The sequence below is a fragment of the uncultured Cellulomonas sp. genome (assembly GCF_947494015.1).
Taxonomy (GTDB): Bacteria; Actinomycetota; Actinomycetes; order Actinomycetales; family Cellulomonadaceae; genus Pengzhenrongella.
The window spans coordinates 55,318-70,420 of sequence record NZ_CANLTL010000015.1; the positions used below are offsets into that span (position 1 = coordinate 55,318).

At 76.3% G+C, this 15,103-nt stretch carries 13 protein-coding genes; 5 read left to right on the plus strand and 8 right to left on the minus strand.

Annotated elements, in window-relative coordinates; translation table 11 throughout:
- Positions 1 to 5 precede the first annotated feature (5 nt).
- On the plus strand, positions 6 to 572 hold the full coding sequence (locus Q0840_RS15610) for a dihydrofolate reductase family protein (RefSeq protein ID WP_298460986.1): 567 nt from the start codon (positions 6 to 8) through the stop codon (positions 570 to 572).
- A gap of 39 nt (positions 573 to 611) precedes the next feature.
- Here Q0840_RS15610 and Q0840_RS15615 read toward each other — a convergent pair whose 3' ends face one another.
- The 4 genes from Q0840_RS15615 to Q0840_RS15630 all read right to left on the minus strand — a co-directional run bounded on the left by Q0840_RS15615 (position 612) and on the right by Q0840_RS15630 (position 4,384).
- Positions 612 to 1,556 (minus strand): hypothetical protein, encoded by a 945-nt coding sequence (locus tag Q0840_RS15615; protein WP_298460988.1) that lies wholly within the window; start codon positions 1,554 to 1,556, stop codon positions 612 to 614.
- Positions 1,557 to 1,889: 333 nt separating this feature from the next.
- Positions 1,890 to 2,225, minus strand: a complete 336-nt coding sequence (locus tag Q0840_RS15620) for an SHOCT domain-containing protein (RefSeq protein WP_298460990.1) — start codon at positions 2,223 to 2,225, stop codon at positions 1,890 to 1,892.
- A gap of 93 nt (positions 2,226 to 2,318) precedes the next feature.
- Complete coding sequence (locus Q0840_RS15625; RefSeq protein ID WP_298460992.1) at positions 2,319 to 3,008, minus strand: response regulator transcription factor; 690 nt, start codon at positions 3,006 to 3,008, stop codon at positions 2,319 to 2,321.
- Positions 3,005 to 4,384: a sensor histidine kinase gene (locus tag Q0840_RS15630; RefSeq protein ID WP_298460994.1), complete on the minus strand. Its 1,380-nt coding sequence runs from the start codon at positions 4,382 to 4,384 to the stop codon at positions 3,005 to 3,007. The genes Q0840_RS15625 and Q0840_RS15630 overlap by 4 nt, the downstream gene beginning before the upstream one ends.
- A gap of 204 nt (positions 4,385 to 4,588) precedes the next feature.
- Between Q0840_RS15630 and Q0840_RS15635 the strand changes: the two genes are divergently transcribed.
- The 3 genes from Q0840_RS15635 (at position 4,589) to fdhD (ending at position 9,656) form a co-directional block, all read left to right on the plus strand.
- On the plus strand, positions 4,589 to 5,863 hold the full coding sequence (locus Q0840_RS15635) for a glycoside hydrolase family 3 N-terminal domain-containing protein (protein WP_298461134.1): 1,275 nt from the start codon (positions 4,589 to 4,591) through the stop codon (positions 5,861 to 5,863).
- A gap of 167 nt (positions 5,864 to 6,030) precedes the next feature.
- Positions 6,031 to 8,646: an ExeM/NucH family extracellular endonuclease gene (locus Q0840_RS15640; protein WP_298460996.1), complete on the plus strand. Its 2,616-nt coding sequence runs from the start codon at positions 6,031 to 6,033 to the stop codon at positions 8,644 to 8,646.
- 164 nt (positions 8,647 to 8,810) lie between these two features.
- Positions 8,811 to 9,656, plus strand: a complete 846-nt coding sequence (gene fdhD, locus Q0840_RS15645; protein ID WP_298460998.1) for a formate dehydrogenase accessory sulfurtransferase FdhD — start codon at positions 8,811 to 8,813, stop codon at positions 9,654 to 9,656.
- Between the two features lie 28 nt (positions 9,657 to 9,684).
- Here fdhD and Q0840_RS15650 read toward each other — a convergent pair whose 3' ends face one another.
- From Q0840_RS15650 to Q0840_RS15660, 3 genes are all read right to left on the minus strand, one after another.
- Entirely contained in the window at positions 9,685 to 10,578 is an 894-nt protein-coding gene (locus Q0840_RS15650) for an NAD(P)-dependent oxidoreductase (protein WP_298461000.1), read from the minus strand.
- Positions 10,579 to 10,681: 103 nt separating this feature from the next.
- Positions 10,682 to 11,533: a sigma-70 family RNA polymerase sigma factor gene (locus tag Q0840_RS15655; protein ID WP_298461002.1), complete on the minus strand. Its 852-nt coding sequence runs from the start codon at positions 11,531 to 11,533 to the stop codon at positions 10,682 to 10,684.
- Positions 11,534 to 11,618: 85 nt separating this feature from the next.
- Entirely contained in the window at positions 11,619 to 11,840 is a 222-nt protein-coding gene (locus tag Q0840_RS15660) for a hypothetical protein (protein ID WP_298461005.1), read from the minus strand.
- A gap of 60 nt (positions 11,841 to 11,900) precedes the next feature.
- Here Q0840_RS15660 and Q0840_RS15665 point away from each other — a divergent pair, with 60 nt between their 5' ends.
- The gene (locus Q0840_RS15665) at positions 11,901 to 13,397 is read left to right on the plus strand and encodes an NAD(P)/FAD-dependent oxidoreductase (protein ID WP_298461008.1); all 1,497 of its coding nucleotides are present in this window, start codon (positions 11,901 to 11,903) and stop codon (positions 13,395 to 13,397) included.
- Between the two features lie 63 nt (positions 13,398 to 13,460).
- Here the strand turns inward: Q0840_RS15665 and Q0840_RS15670 are convergent, their stop codons facing one another.
- Complete coding sequence (locus tag Q0840_RS15670; RefSeq protein ID WP_298461010.1) at positions 13,461 to 15,092, minus strand: trypsin-like peptidase domain-containing protein; 1,632 nt, start codon at positions 15,090 to 15,092, stop codon at positions 13,461 to 13,463.
- Between the last annotated feature and the right edge of the window lie 11 nt (positions 15,093 to 15,103).

Sequence of the window (15,103 nt, forward strand, 5' to 3'; positions counted from 1 at the left end):
CTCTCGTGGGCACGCTGATCTACGCCGCCAACACCTCGCTCGACGGCTACCTCGAGGACGAGAGCGGCTCGTTCGACTGGTCCGTCCCCGACGACGAGGTGCACGCGTTCTGGAACGACCACGAGCGGGGCATCGGCACGTCCCTGTACGGCCGCCGCATGTACGAGACGATGCGCGTCTGGGAGGACGACGACTGGCTCACGGGTGAGCCGGCGGTCGTCCGCGAGTACGCAGGGATCTGGCGTGACACCGACAAGGTCGTCTACTCCTCGACGCTCGAGACCGTCTCGACGGCGCGGACACGGATCGAGCGGCAGTTCGACCCCGAGGCCGTCCGGCGGCTCAAGCAGACCTCCGCTGCGGACCTGAGCATCGGCGGCGCGACCATCGGGGCGGAGGCGTTCCTGCACGGGCTGGTCGACGAGTGCGTGCTGCTGCTGTGCCCCGTCGTGGTGGGCGGCGGCACGCCGGCGCTGCCCCGGGGCGTCCGGCTCGACCTGGAGCTGCTCGACCACCGGCGCTTCCGCAACGGCGTGATCTACGTCCGCCACGCGGTCCGGAGCGGCGCCTGACCCGGCCGTGGCGTCGTCCGCGGTCGCCGCCGGTCGGGCTCACCGGACGGGTCCGGGCGGTCGGAGCAGCGCCCGCGCCTCCTCGTCGGCCTCCTCGTCCCAGCTCTCCACCGTCTGCACGATCCAGAACGCGACGAACAGCACCATCAGCACGGTCTCGACGGCGAAGGTCGTCGACGGCCACAGGCTCAGCCCGCCGAGCGCGCTGCCGGTGAGCAGCACGAGCGCGACCAGGATCGTCGCCACCATCAGGCCCCCGATCGCCCGGTAGGCCTGGCCGTACCGCCGTGGGGCCAGCAGCGGCACGTTGCGGCGCCGCGGCGCGAGCCGGCCGTTGAGGAACGCCACCACCGCGATGAGCCCGAAGAACACCACCGCGGCGACGTAGTGCGCCCGGGCGAGGAAGCTGACCGGTCCGAGCCAGAACCACAGCGTCGTGCCGAACCACAGGGCCACGGCGGCCAGCAGGCCGACCGACGTCGCGACGTCGCGGTCGTGCCGGGTCGCCCACCAGGCGAACCCGAGGCCGGCCGCGCCGAGCACCAGCAGGGCGCTCACGTTGCTCTGCACCGCCGGCACCAGGTCCGCCGGGACGCACCGCTCGACCGCGCGACCGCAGACGTCGGCGCCCAGGTCCAGGGACGCCGGGACCAGCGCCACCACGGGCACCACCATGCCGGCGAGGTCCAGCAGCACGTCCTCCCACCCGCGGCGTCCCTTGATCGCGACGAGCGCGAGCCCGATCGCGACGAGCGAGCCGACCAGGATGCTGCGGGCGGGGGAGTAGTAGTACGCGCTGATCGAGTCCAGCGTCCGGCCGCCGCTCCGCGCGATCTCCAGCACGAGCGACGTCGTCAGCAGGAGGGCCAGAGCGACGACCGACACCCGCAGGTACCGGTAGGACACCCGGGTGGTGTCGTCCGCGGCCAGCGCGGCCGCGGACGCGTCGCCACCGGGAGCCCTGTCAGCCCGCACGCTGCCCATGTCACCCCTTCGGTCGTCGGTACCGTACGTCGGTCGTCCACCGCCCGCAGCGGCGCCGTCGGCAGCCGCCTCGTCGCCGTCAGCGCCCGGCGGCCGGTCGCCCGCCCGCACGACCTCACGGACGTGGATCCACTCCGAGAGCGGGGTCCCGCCCGGACCCGGCTCGGACCAGACGTCGGCGGACAGCTCGGCCGCGCGCTTCGGAGTCGACGGCGAGGAGGGACCACCGGCGACGAGGTCGCCGGTCCCGGGGGGGGGGGCATCGGTCACGGCCGGTGGCGCGTCGGGTCCGCCGTGGCGGACCCACGTCTGCGCCGTCTGGCCCGCCGACCGTCAGGTCGGTCGGTCCTCGGTGGCCAGCAGCACCTCCAGCCGCGTGCGGTACTCCGCCTCGTCGATCTCGCCGCGGGCGAACCGCTCGGACAGGACCGCGCGTGCCGAGCCGGTCCGCCCCGACCCGGCGCCCGCGGCGCCCGCTCCCCACGGTGCGCGACGCCACCGGCGCGCGACCACGACGACCACCGTCGCGACGAGCAGGAACCACAGGATCGGGAACACCACCCACCACCCGGGGCCCCCGCCGTCCCACCGGCCGTCCCACGGGCCGCCCGGGTGGGCGCCCAGGGCCACCACGGGCCCGAGCACCGACACCGCTGTCATCGTGGACATCGTCCACCTCCCTCGTCGTGGCCGACCCTCGGCCACGGCGTCCACGCTCCTCGCGGCCGAGCGCGCCGTCGTCCACCACGGGGAGGCGGCCGGCTACTGCGACGGGTGCACGCCGTCCTCCTCCGACCATCCCGCCCGGACCAGTCCGGACTCGTACGCGGCGACGACCACCTGCGCCCGGTCCCGGGCACCGAGCTTGGCCATGGCCCGGGACACGTGCGTCTTGACGGTGAGCGGGGAGAGGAACAGCCCGCGGGCGATCTCCTCGTTCGACAGGCCGCGCCCCACCCAGGCGACCACCTCCCGCTCGCGGGCGGTGAGGTCCGCGAGGCCGGCCACCGGCCCGGCTGGCCGCGTCGCGTGGGCGACGCGGGCGAGCAGGCGCCGGGTGACCGACGGCGAGAGCAGCGCGTCCCCGGCGTGCACCACCCGCACCGCACGGATGAGCTCGGCGGGTTCGGTGTCCTTGACCAGGAACCCGCTCGCGCCGGCGGCGATCGCCTCGGCGACGTACTCGTCCAGCTCGAACGTCGTGACCACCACGATCCTGACGCCGGCGGCCCGCGGGTCCGCGACGATGCGGCGGGTCGCGGCCAGCCCGTCCTCGCCGGGCATGCGGATGTCCATCAGCACGACGTCGGGCAGCAGGTCGAGCGCCAGCCGGACGGCGTCGCCCCCGTCGCCCGCCTCGCCGACCACGGTGACGTCCGGCTCGGCGTCGAGCAGGGCCCGGAAGCCGGCGCGCACCAGACCCTGGTCGTCGGCGAGCAGGACGCGGATCACCGGGTGCTCCGGCCGTCGGGCGGCGGCCCGGTGGAGGTCGACGGCGCGGGCGGTCCCCCTGGCGCCCCCGGCGCGACCGGACGCAGCGGCAGGACGGCGCTCACCACGAACCACTCGCCCCCGGGGCCGACGTCGAACCGGCCACCGAGCGACTCGACGCGCTCACGCATGCCGGTGATCCCGTGCCCCGGGACCGCCCCCGCGGGACGGTCGGTCCCGCGGGGGCTGCGCACCGTGACCCGCAGGTCGCCGGTATCGATCGTCACGGTCACGTCCGCCTCCGGCCGGGACGCGTGCCGGCGCACGTTCGTCAGCGACTCCTGGACGATCCGGTACGCGGCGGCGCCCACCGGTCGCGGGACGGTCGGCCCCGTGGCCGTCCGGGCGGCACCCGCTGCGTCGCTCGCGTCGTCCGACCGGGGGTACCCCGCGCCGGCCCCCTCGTCGGTCCCGTGCAGCGCTGCCACGCCGTGCGCGGTGACCGCGACGCCGGACGCCCGGACGTCGTCGAGCAGCCGGGGCAGGTCCGTGAGGTCGGGAGCGGGTGCGCGCGGCACGTCACCGTCCCGGCGCAGGGCGCCGATCACGCCACGCACCTCGTCCAGCGCGACCTTGCTCGTGTCCTTGACCGCCTGCAGCGAGGCGCGAGCCTGCCCGGGGTCGCTGTCGAGCAGGTGCAGGCCGACCCCCGCCTGGACGTGGATCGCGGACAGCGAGTGGGCCAGCACGTCGTGCAGGTCACGGGCGATGCCGAGGCGTTCCGTCGCCACGAGCGACTCGAGCTGCGCCGCCTGCGCCGCCCGCGCCGTGACCTGCCGCTCGCGCCTCACCCGCAGCCCCTCGCCCGCGAGGAGCAGCACCGCGAGCCACGGGACGACGAACAGCAGCGGGGTCGCCCCCAGCGCGTCACGCACGGCGAGCGCCGCGACCAGCGCCGCCGCCAGCCCGGCGGCCGTCGCCCAGGCGAGCACGCGCCGTCCGGTGGCGGCCGCGAGCACGACGGCGACCACCACCGGCAGGAATACCGGCCCGAACGGGTAGCCGGCCAGCAGGTAGCCGGCCAGGGCGGCGACGGCTGCCGCAGCGCCGAGCCCGCCGGCGCGTCCAGGGCGGCGGACCAGCAGGAGCGCCGCCACCGGTACCAGGGCCAGGAGCAGTCCACCGGCGTCCAGCGGCCGGGGCACGGGCGGGAGGAGGTCGAACCGCGGCGTCCCGTCGCGCCAGGGCGCCCCCCGCCAGGCCGCGCCGCGAGCCGCACCGTGGTCGGCACCCCAGGTCCCGACCAGCACGACGACCGCCAGCACGGCCAGGCCCGCACGGAAGCGGGCCGACGCGCGCTCGGGCGCCGTGGGTACCCGGGGTGCGGCGGACGTCATCCGCCCACGCTAGAGCGGCGCGGGCCGGGCGTCGTCGGCCCCCGGGAGCAGGTGCGGTACTGCGCGCGGAGCAGGTGCCCCGCGACGCGACGGCGGGCGGCCCGCCTGCCCGCAGGTCGGCAGCCGCCTAGCATCGTCCGGGTGCACCTCCGCTCGCGCCCCCGGGACCGTGGACGGCGTCCGCGCCGGCCCGTGGCCGTGCGGGTGGCGGGCCTGCTCGCGGCGGCGTGCCTGGTCGGCTGCACCACCGTCCCGGGCGGGGCCACCGGCCACCCCGGCCGGGCGGCGCCGCCGGGTGACGCCGCGACGTCGGCGGGGTCGGGCGTCGGGACACCGCCCCCGAGCCCCGCGCCGTCACCCGCGCCGGGTCCGCCGTCGACGGGACCCACGTCCGGCGGGTCCCCGGCTCCGACGCACTCACCCGCGACCCCGCCGCCGGCCTCACCCCCCGCCGACCCGCTGGCGGGGTGGACCGTCGAGCAGCAGGTGGCCCAGGTGCTCATGGTGGGCGTCCGCACCTCGGCGCCCCAGCAGCTCAGCCACGACCTCGTGGCGGACGGCACGGTCGCCAACGTGTTCCTCCAGGGGCGCACCGAGGCGGGCCGGGTGCGCGTGGGCAACCTCGTGCGGTGGTTCACGGACGACCTCCCGGCTGGACCCGGGCACGGCCGGCCGCTGCTCGTGGCCACCGACCAGGAGGGCGGCCAGGTGCAGGTCCTGCGCGGGCAGGGGTTCAGCGACATCCCGACCGCGGTGCAGCAGGGCCGCACCGAGCCCGCGGCGCTGCGCTCCTCGGCGACCGGGTGGGGCCGGGAGCTGGCCGCCGTCGGCGTCACCGTCGACCTCGCGCCGGTCGTCGACCTGCCCACACCGGCCGGGGCCGCGGCCAACGCCCCCGTGGGCCACGACGACCGGCAGTACGGGTTCACGGTCGACGACGTGGTGACCCACGCGTCCGCGTTCGCCGCGGGCATGGCGGACGCTGGGGTGCACACCGTGATCAAGCACTTCCCGGGGCTCGGCCGGGTGACGGGCAACACCGACGCCGTCGACGGCGTCACCGACACCACGACCGACGCGGGCAGCGACCAGGTCGCCGTCGTGCGACGGATGGTCGACGACGGCGTCTGGGGGGTCATGGTGTCCACGGCCGACTACGCCCTGCTGGACCCCGGGGTCCCGGCCGCCTTCTCGCCGGTCGTCGTGGGGGACCTGCTGCGCGGGGACCTGGGCTTCGACGGGCTCGTCGTCACCGACGACCTCTCCGGTGCCGCCCAGGTCGCCGGGTGGACGCCCGGCGAGCGCGCGGTCCTCGCGGTGGCCGCCGGGTGCGACCTGGTGCTGGCCTCCGAGGTCCCGCAGGTCGCGCCCGAGATGGCGCAGGCTCTCAGCGCCCGGGCGCGGACCGACCCCGAGTTCGCCGCCCGGCTCGCGGACGCGGTCCGGCACGTCCTCGCGGCCAAGGCCGCGACGGCGTAGGCGGCCACCTCGGCTCCGCGGCGTCACCGCGTGGACACGTCGCGGCTGCGGTGGCGCGGCGTGCCGGACACCCCGCGATCACCCGCATGGGTGACGATGTCGGCGCGTCCGGCGACCACCGCGCGCCGGCCCACGCACGACCAGCCCCACCCACCGGAAGGTCCACCGTGCCCACAACTCCCCGCTGCGCGCGGCCCGCGCTCGCGGCAGCCGCCGCCTCGCTCGCGGTCGTCGGCCTGCCCGCAGTCGGCGCCGTCGCCGCCCCGCCGGCCGAGCCGTTCATCTCCGAGATCCACTACGACAACGCCGGGGGCGACGTCGGCGAGTTCGTGGAGGTCCAGCTGCCGGCCGGGACGTCCTCGGCGGGCCTGTCGGTCGTCCTCTACAACGGCAGCGGTGGCGCGTCGTACGCCACGCTCGGCCTCGCCCCGGTCTCGGCGCCGGCCGATGCGCCCGTGGTCGTCACGGTCGACGGTCCGGCCATCCAGAACGGCTCCCCGGACGGCATGGCACTGGTCCGCGACGGCGTGGTGCTGGAGTTCCTCTCCTACGAGGGGACGTTCACGGCGACCGGTGGCCCGGCCGCCGGCGCGACCAGCACGGACATCGGCGTGAGCGAGACCGGCAGCGAGCCCGCCGGGCAGTCGCTGTCGCGCGCCCTCGACCCGTCCAGCGACGCGCTGGTCTGGTCCGGCCCGGCCGCCGCCACCCGCGGTGCCGTCAACGGCACCGTCGTGACCGAGCCGGAGCCCGAGCCGGCTGACGTGTGCGACACCACCCCGACCCACAGGATCGGCGCCGTGCAGGGGACCGGGGCGACCACCCCGCTCGCCGGCCGCCAGGTGACCGTCCGCGGCGTCGTCGTCGGCGACGTCGAGGGGTTCTCCGGCTTCTACCTGCAGGACGTCACGGGCGACGGTGACGCCGCGACCTCCGACGGGATCTTCGTCTTCAGCCCGGTCGCGGTCGACCTGGGCGACACGGTGGGCGTCACCGGCGAGGCGGCGGAGTTCGGCGGCCAGACGCAGGTGATCTCGCGCACCGACGTCGAGGTGTGCGCCGAGGGCACCGTGGCCGACCTGCCCGCGGCCGCGCCGCTCGACCTGCCGGCCGACGACGCGACCCGGGAGCGGCTCGAGGGCATGCTCGTCGCACCGGTGGACACGCTGACCGTCAGCGAGGTGTTCGACCTGACCAGCTTCGGCGAGCTGACGCTCGCCGAGGGCGGCGTCCTGGTCCAGCCGACCGAGCTCGCGCGCCCCGGCACGCCGCAGGCCCGGCAGGTCGCGACCGACAACGCCCTGCGGCGCATCGTGCTCGACGACGGCGTCTCGGCGCGGGTCAGCACGACCACCCGCCCGTACCTGTCGCCCACGACGCCGGTCCGGGTCGGTGACCCGCTGACGTTCACCGAGCCGCTCGTGCTCGGCTACGGGTTCGGCCAGTGGCGGCTGCAGCCGGCCGACGGCACGGCCGAGGGCGTGTTCGCCCCGCAGGACACCCGGCCGGACGTCCCCGCCGAGGTCGGGGGCGACGTGCAGATCGGGGCCTTCAACGTCCTGAACTACTTCCTCACCTTCGACCAGTCGGTCGGCCGCGGGGCGCGCAACGCCGCCGAGCTCGAGGAGCAGGCGGGCAAGATCGTGCCGGCGATCCTCGCGCTGGACGCCGACGTCGTGACGCTGATGGAGATCGAGGACACCGACTCCACCGGGCTGACCCCGGGCGACGCCGACACCGCGCTGGCCGATCTGGTGCGCCGCCTCAACGCCGCGGTGGGCGAGGACGTCTGGACGTACGTGCCGCTGCCCGCCGAGCTGTACGCGGTCGACCGCGACGTGATCCGCAACGGGATCATCCTCCGCGGGGACGTCGTCCAGCCGGTCGGCGACCCGGTGGGCCTGGTCGACGAGTCCGTGTGGTCCAACGCCCGCGAGCCGATCGCGCAGACGTTCGTCAAGGACGGCGACGCGTTCACCGTGGTCGCCAACCACTTCAAGTCCAAGGGCTCGGGCGGCTCGGCCACCGGGGACAACGTCGACGACGGCGACGGGCAGGGCGCCTGGAACGGCGACCGCACCCGGCAGGCCGCCTCGCTGGCGGCGTTCGTGGCCGACCTGCGCGCGGGGGCCGGCGAGGACGACGTCGTGCTGCTGGGCGACCTCAACGCCTACACCCAGGAGGACCCGGTCGAGGCGCTGCGCGACGCCGGGTTCGTCGACCTCGGGGAGCAGCTCGACCCGGGCCGGTACAGCTACGTGTTCGACGACATGTCGGGCTCGCTCGACCACGCGCTGGCGACCGCGTCGCTGGCCGCCAAGGTCACCGACCTCACGCACTGGAACGTCAACGCGGTGGAGTCGTTCGCCTACCAGTACACCGGTGACCCGGCGCTCTACGCCCGGACCCCGTACCGGTCCAGCGACCACGACCCGCTCGTGCTCGGGATCGACCTCGAGGAGCGCTGCGCCGGGCTGCTGCCCACGATCCGCGGCACCGCCGGCGACGACGTGCTCCGGGGCGGCAACGGCCGCGACGTGATCATGGGCCTGGGTGGCGACGACGTGATCGTCGGCGGCAACGGCGACGACGTCGTCTGCGGCGGCGCCGGCGACGACCGGCTCACCGGTGACAACGGCGACGACACCCTGCTGGGCGGCTTCGGTGACGACGTCCTGGTCGGCGCCAACGGCAGTGACCGGCTCGTCGGTGGTCCGGGCACGGACCTGCTCGACCAGGGCAACGGCAAGGGGCGGGCCGAGCAGGACGGCCCCGAGTCCTGACCCGACCATCAGCAGCACCCCGCGACGCCGGCCGGCGCGGACCCACCCGGGTCCGCGCCGGCCGGCGTCTGCGGGCCGGTGACGCCTCGGCCCTGTCGCGCCGGTGCGGCAGCGAGGGCGCGCGGGTGCCCGCCGGAGCGCCGGTGGTGGGCGAGGATGCCGGGATGGGACGGGTGACGCAGCGGTGGCGGGTCCGGCAGGTCAGGGCGTCCGGCGCGGTGCGCGACCGGGCCGACCTGCTCGCCGGGGAGGAGCCGCTGGAGATCCGGGTCGCGGGTGCGCCGTTCACCGTCACGATGCGCACCCCCGGGCACGACGTCGACCTGGTCGCGGGGTTCCTGGTCTCCGAAGGCGTCGTGCACGCCCGCGACGACATCGCGCGCGTCGAGTACCGGGGGGGCGTCGACGCCGACGGGCGGCGCGACCTGAACGTCGTCGACGTGGCGCTGGCCGCGGGCGTGGCGCCGCCCGACACCTCGATGCAGCGCCACGTGTACACCTCGAGCAGCTGCGGGGTCTGCGGCACCGCGTCCATCGACGCGGTCCGCAAGGTCTCGCGCTACGACGTCGCGACCGACCACGCGACGATCGGCGTCGGGCACCTGCTCGGACTGCCCGACCGTCTGCGGGCGCGCCAGGACGTGTTCAGCCGGACCGGCGGCACGCACGCGGCCGCGCTGTTCGCGCCGGCGGCCGGCGGCGCCGAGCCGGAGCTGGTGTGCGTGCGCGAGGACGTCGGGCGGCACAACGCCGTGGACAAGGTGGTCGGCTGGGCCCTGCTCGAGGGGCTGCTGCCGGCGCGGGGATGCGCCCTGCAGGTGTCCGGTCGCGCGTCGTTCGAGCTGGTGCAGAAGGCGGCGATGGCGGGCATCCCGGTGCTGTCCGCGGTGTCGGCGCCGTCGGCGCTCGCTGCCCAGCTGGGCGCCGAGCTCGGGGTGACCGTCGTCGGCTTCAACCGCGGCGAGGACCTCAACGTCTACAGCCACCCCGACCGCGTGGTGCCGGGCTGACCCGCGTGGCGCCCGGTGGGCGGGGCGCTCAGGACGGCCGCGCGTCGCCCGGCGTCGACGTCCCCGCCCCGTGCAGCCGGTGCAGCGCCGCGACGTCCAGCCCCTGCCAGCCGGCCGCGACCGCTTCGTCGAAGCGCCGCGTGACGGCGTCCAGCACGGGGGAGGGGACCCTCCCGTCGGCGCCGGCCAGGCGCAGGTCCTTCAGGGCGAGCCCCACCGCGAACCCCGGCTCCACGGCGCCGGAGTCCATCGCCTCCATCTTCGCCAGCGCGTACGGCATCGCCAGGGCACCCGCGCCGAGCACCTCGCGCAGCGCCGCGTGGTCGACGCCGAGCGAGTCCGCCAGGGCGAGGGCGTCGCTGGCGGCCGCGACCGCGGAGGCCATCCACGCGTTGACGACGAGCTTCGCCGCGCTGCCCTCCGAGCCCGCGGTGCCGAGCGCGTGCACCGAGCCACCCAGGGCGTCCAGCACCGGCCGCGCCCGCGCGACGGCGTCGTCGGCTCCGGAGACCAGCCAGACCAGCGTGCCCGCGCGGGCCGGTCCGGTGCTGCCGGAGACGGGCGCGTCGACGTAGGCCACTCCGGCCGCGGCCGCCCGGGCGGCCAGCCGTCCGGCTGCGGACGGGCCGATCGTGGACGCCTGCACCCAGACCGCGTCCGGGCGGACGCCGCTCAGCAGGTCGTCCGCGACCGCGGCGACGGCGGCCTCGTCCCGCAGCACGGTCAGCACCACGTCCGCGTCGCGGACCGCCTCGGTGACGCCGCCGGCCACGGTGATGTCCGCGCGCTCGTCGGCGACGGCGGCGGCCTTGCTGGTGGTGCGGTTCCAGACCCGGACGGACAGGCCCTGGGTGTCGAGGCGGACGGCCATCGCGTGGCCGAGCGCGCCGGCCCCGAGGATGGCGACGGTGATGACAGGCATGAGCTCTCCTTCACGCGACGTGCCCAGTGCGACGTCGTGGACCGTTCACACGTCTCGAACGGTCCACGACGTCGCACTCGGCGGGAGGGGGTGGGGGGTGGGGTCAGACGGCGGTGCGTTCGGCGGGGGCGGGGGCGGGGCGCTGGCTCGGGAGGGCGATCAGGGACGCCTCGGCCGCGGCGGCGGCCACCCGGGCGTAGTACGCCTGCCGGCGGCGGGCGACCGCGCCGTCCGGCCGGTCCGGCACCGGGACGAGGTCCGGGTCGAGGTGGGCGTTGATCCCGTCCCGCATCAGCGCCATCGCCTCCGTGCGCACCTGGCTGATCCGGGAGTGGGTCAGCCCCATCTCGGCCGCGAGCTCGCCCATGGTGCGGCCGGCGAAGAACAGGCCGTGGACCACCTGCCGCATCCGCTCCGGCAGGGCGGCGACGGCGGCCCGGGCGTACTGCTCGCGCTCGTCCACCAGCAGCCGCTCCTCCGGGCCCAGATCGGTGTCCGGGACGCTGTCGACCAGCGACGACTCCTCCGGCCCGGCATCCATCGACAGGATCCGCACGTCCGCGACGGACCGCGCCGCGGTGACCTGGTCGGCCGTCATGCCGGTGTGCTCGGCGACGTCCTGCGTCGTCGGCGTGCGACCCAGCGTCGAGGTGAGCTCGTTGGTCACCTGCGCCACCCGGGAGGCGCGCTGCCGGCTCTGCCGCGACGCCCAGTCCAGGCTGCGCAGCTCGTCGATCAGTGCGCCGCGGATCCGCAGCGCCGCCCAGCGTGCGAACGGCACCCCCGCCGCCTCGTCGAACGACCGCGCCGCCCGCACCAGCGCGAGGTGCCCGGCCGACGTCAGGTCGTCGCGGTGGATGTGCGACGGCAGCCGCGACGCGAGCGCGTTGACCTCGTAGCCCACGACGGCGATGTGCGCCGTGACCAGGGCGTTGGTGTGGTGCTCAGCAGACATCCGTCGGCTCCCCCTGCCGGTTGCTGCATCCTGCCGACGAACGGGGCGGGCCGCGTGTGCACGCGACCCGCCCCGTCCCCGCCCGCTAGCGCTTGCGCTTCGCCTTCGCGAGCAGCTCCTTCGCCTTGCGCTGGTTCTCGGGCTTCTGCGCCTGGCGGATGAGCATCTGACCCGCCTTGAGGGCGATCCCGCTCTTCATCGCCTTGCCGATGAATCCCATGGTGATACCTCCGTCGTGGTCGTAGGTGCCCACCGTAGGTGCGGGCGCCCGTGCGTGCAGGGTGGTGGCCGCGCCGGGGCTCGTCACGGCAGGGCGCTGCGCCTACCGTGCAGGGAGGCGGTCGCCGGCGACGACGGAGGTGGGCCCGTGGTCCAGCACGAGGCCGGACGCGCGCCCGAGGGGGTGCCTGCCGCCCGGCGGCACGCCCGGCGGCACGCCCGGCGGCAGGCCGGTCCGCGCCGCATCGTGGTGATCGGCGCCAGCCTCGCGGGCGCGTTCGCCGCGGCCGCCGCGGCCGGGGACGGGCGGTCGGTGACGCTGCTCGAGCGCGACGTCCTGCCCGACGGGCCCCACCCGCGCGGCGGCGTGCCGCAGGGCCGGCAACCGCACGCGATCCTGCGCCGAGGGCTCCTCTCGGCGCAGGCGCTGCTGCCCGGGTTCGAGGACGACCTGCGCGCTGCCGGCGCCGTGCCGCTGGACACCGGCCAGTTCGCCTGGCTCGCCGAGTCCGGCTGGGCGCTGCACGGGCGGCCCCAGATCGAGGTCCTCGCCGCGAGCCGGCCGCTGTTCGAGCACCTCGTGATGACGCGGGTCCGGGCACTGCCGGGGGTGCGCGTGCGCGACGGCGTCCGGGTCGAGCGGGTGCGGCGCACCGCCGACGGCCAGGCCACCTGGTCGGTCGACACCGACGACGGCACGTGCGAGCCGGCCGACCTCGTGATCGACGCGAGCGGACGGTCGTCACGCCTGCCGGTGTGGCTGGCCGCCGCCGGCGTCAGCCCGGCCGCGACCACGGAGCTCGACGCCCGGATCGGCTACGCCACCCGCGAGTACGCGGTCGAGCCCGGCCGAGTGCGCGTGGCGGCGGTGGTGCTCCTGGCCACGCCCTCGAGCCCCGCGGGCGGGCTCGCGCTCCCGGTGGAGGGCGGCCGGTGGCTGGTCGGCGTGGTGGGTGCCGGTGAGCGCCGGCCACCCCGGGACGCCGACGGCTTCGCGCAGTTCGCGTCCGGCCTGCGCGACCCGTCGATCGCGCAGGTCATGGACGTCGGGCGCCCCGTGACGGACGTCGCGGTGCACCGGCAGACCGCGAACCGGCGGCACCACTACGAGTCGGTGCCGGACTGGCCGCCGGGGCTGCTGGTGGTGGGCGACGCCCTGTGCGCGTTCAACCCCATCTACGGGCAGGGCGTGACCGTCGCCGCGCAGGAGGCGATGCTGCTGCGCCGGGCGCTGGCTCGTGGGTGGCGCCCGGGTGCCGAGCGCCGGCTGCTGCGCGGGTTCGCCCGCGTCGTCGCGCTGCCCTGGGGGATCGCCACCGGGGAGGACCGCCGCTTCCCGACCAGCGACGCGGGTCCCGCGTCGCCGGCCGACGCGGTGCTGAGCTGGTGGGGCGACGAGCTCGGCCGGCTCGCCGCGCACGGTGACACGCTCGCGGCCGACTCGCTGTCCCGCGTCTACCACCTCATGGCCTCGCCGCTGCGGCTGTTCCGTCCCGAGCTGGCCTGGCGGGCCGCGCGGGCACGGGTCCGTGGCCTGGGACCGCCCAACCCGCGACCACAGGTCCTGCACGACGGCGCCGCCGCCCACGCCGCCGCCGCGTCCTCCCCGGCGGTCGGCACGCCGACGGCCCCGCCCGGCGCCTGAGCGCCGAGCGGGGCCGTCGTACCGGGGGCGGACCCCCGGGTCACGCCACGCCGAGCCGCGTGGTCACAGCTGCCCGCCGCACGAGCCGCAGAACCGCTGACCGTCGGTGCCCGGGGCGCCGCAGGACCGGCAGCTCGGAGCAGCCGACGCCGTGGCCGCGTGCCGGGCCGGGGCCGCGGTGAGGACCGACGTCGTCGAGCCGGCGGTCATCGGGCCGGACGCGACCGGCGCGGTGAAGCCGGTGGTCGTGCCGGTGTGCACGGCCGGCGCGACCCCCGTCATGCCGACCGGTGCCATGGGGCGCTGTGCCGGGGCAGCCGGCCCCGCCGGGGCGGCCGGCGCCGGGGTGCCGATCGTGGTGGCCGGCCCGAAGCCGATCGACCCGGTGGTGTCCAGCACGGACACCGGCTGGGCCTCGGTCGCGGCCATGGCCGGCGCCATGGCGGGCGTGCCGGTCGGCGCGCCGGTCGACATCGCGGGAGCCGGCGCGGCCGGCAGCGGCGCGGGGGTGACCAGGGCACGCTGGGCCTTGCGGCGGCGCAGCCGGACCACCACGACGACGGCGATGACCACCGTCACGACCGCCCCGAGCACCGAGGCGCCGATCGCGACGACCATCCCGATCGCGAGTGCCTCGTCGTCCACCGTCGGGGCGGGCGCCGCGGCGGGCTCGGGAGCCGGCTCGGGGGCGGGCACGTTCTCCGGCGTCAGGGTGACGCCCTTGGCGGTCAGCCAGTCGTGCAGGTCGGAGGCGTCGGTGATGAAGTTGAACGCCTGGTCGCCGACGATCTTGGAGGAGTTGACCCCGACCACGTTGCCGAGCGGGTCGACCGTGGGCCCGCCGGACATGCCGCCGGACAGGTCCGCGTTGATCTCCGTCCGCGGCACGCCGAGCTCGCTGATCTGCTGGCTGCTGACCGAGCCGGTCTTGAAGCTCGCCCGGACGCGGCTGGCGTCCACGACGCTCTGCACCGAGCCGGGGAAGCCGACCGAGGTGACGGCCATCCCGTTGCCCGGGTCGGTCGCGGTGACCGGCAGCGGGATGCTCCCGGTCACGTCGGCCTTGAGCAGCGCGACGTCGCCCTGGTCGAAGGAGCGGTAGTCGACGAGCTGCACGGCGAGCGGGTCCTCGATGACGATGCCGTCGACCGCCTTGGGCTGCATCGCGTAGACGATCCGCTGCGGCTCGGAGCCGGCGTCGAGGCCCTCGACCGGCCAGGTGGCGTACGCGGTGCCGATCATGCCCGCCGCCTCGTCGGGGGTCAGGAACCCCTCGGCCACCGTCGTCTCCAGGAACGTGTCGACGAGGGCGTGTCGGCCCTCGACCGGGTCGACGCAGTGGCCGGCGGTCGCGATCTGGCCGGTCTCGGAGACGAAGAACCCGGTGCAGATGGACGCGACGGACAGCTCGTCGCTCCAGATCGTGCCGGCCTCGTCGGGGATCCCGACGTAGCCGCTCCACTCGATGTACAGCTGGACGACGCTCGGCTCGATCGAGTCCTGCAGGCTGGGTGCGGCGGGGGCCGGGGTCGCGGTCGTGCTCGGCGCGTCGGCCGGCGGGGTGGTGGGCGTCGCCCAGGCGGCCGGAGCCAGCAGCAGCGAGCCGGCGGTGAGCGCGACGGCCCCGGCGCCGGCGAGCGGCAGGACGGCGCGACGGAGAGCGGGTCGGCGACGCAGGCTGGTCGTCGAGAGCATGGTGGTGCCTT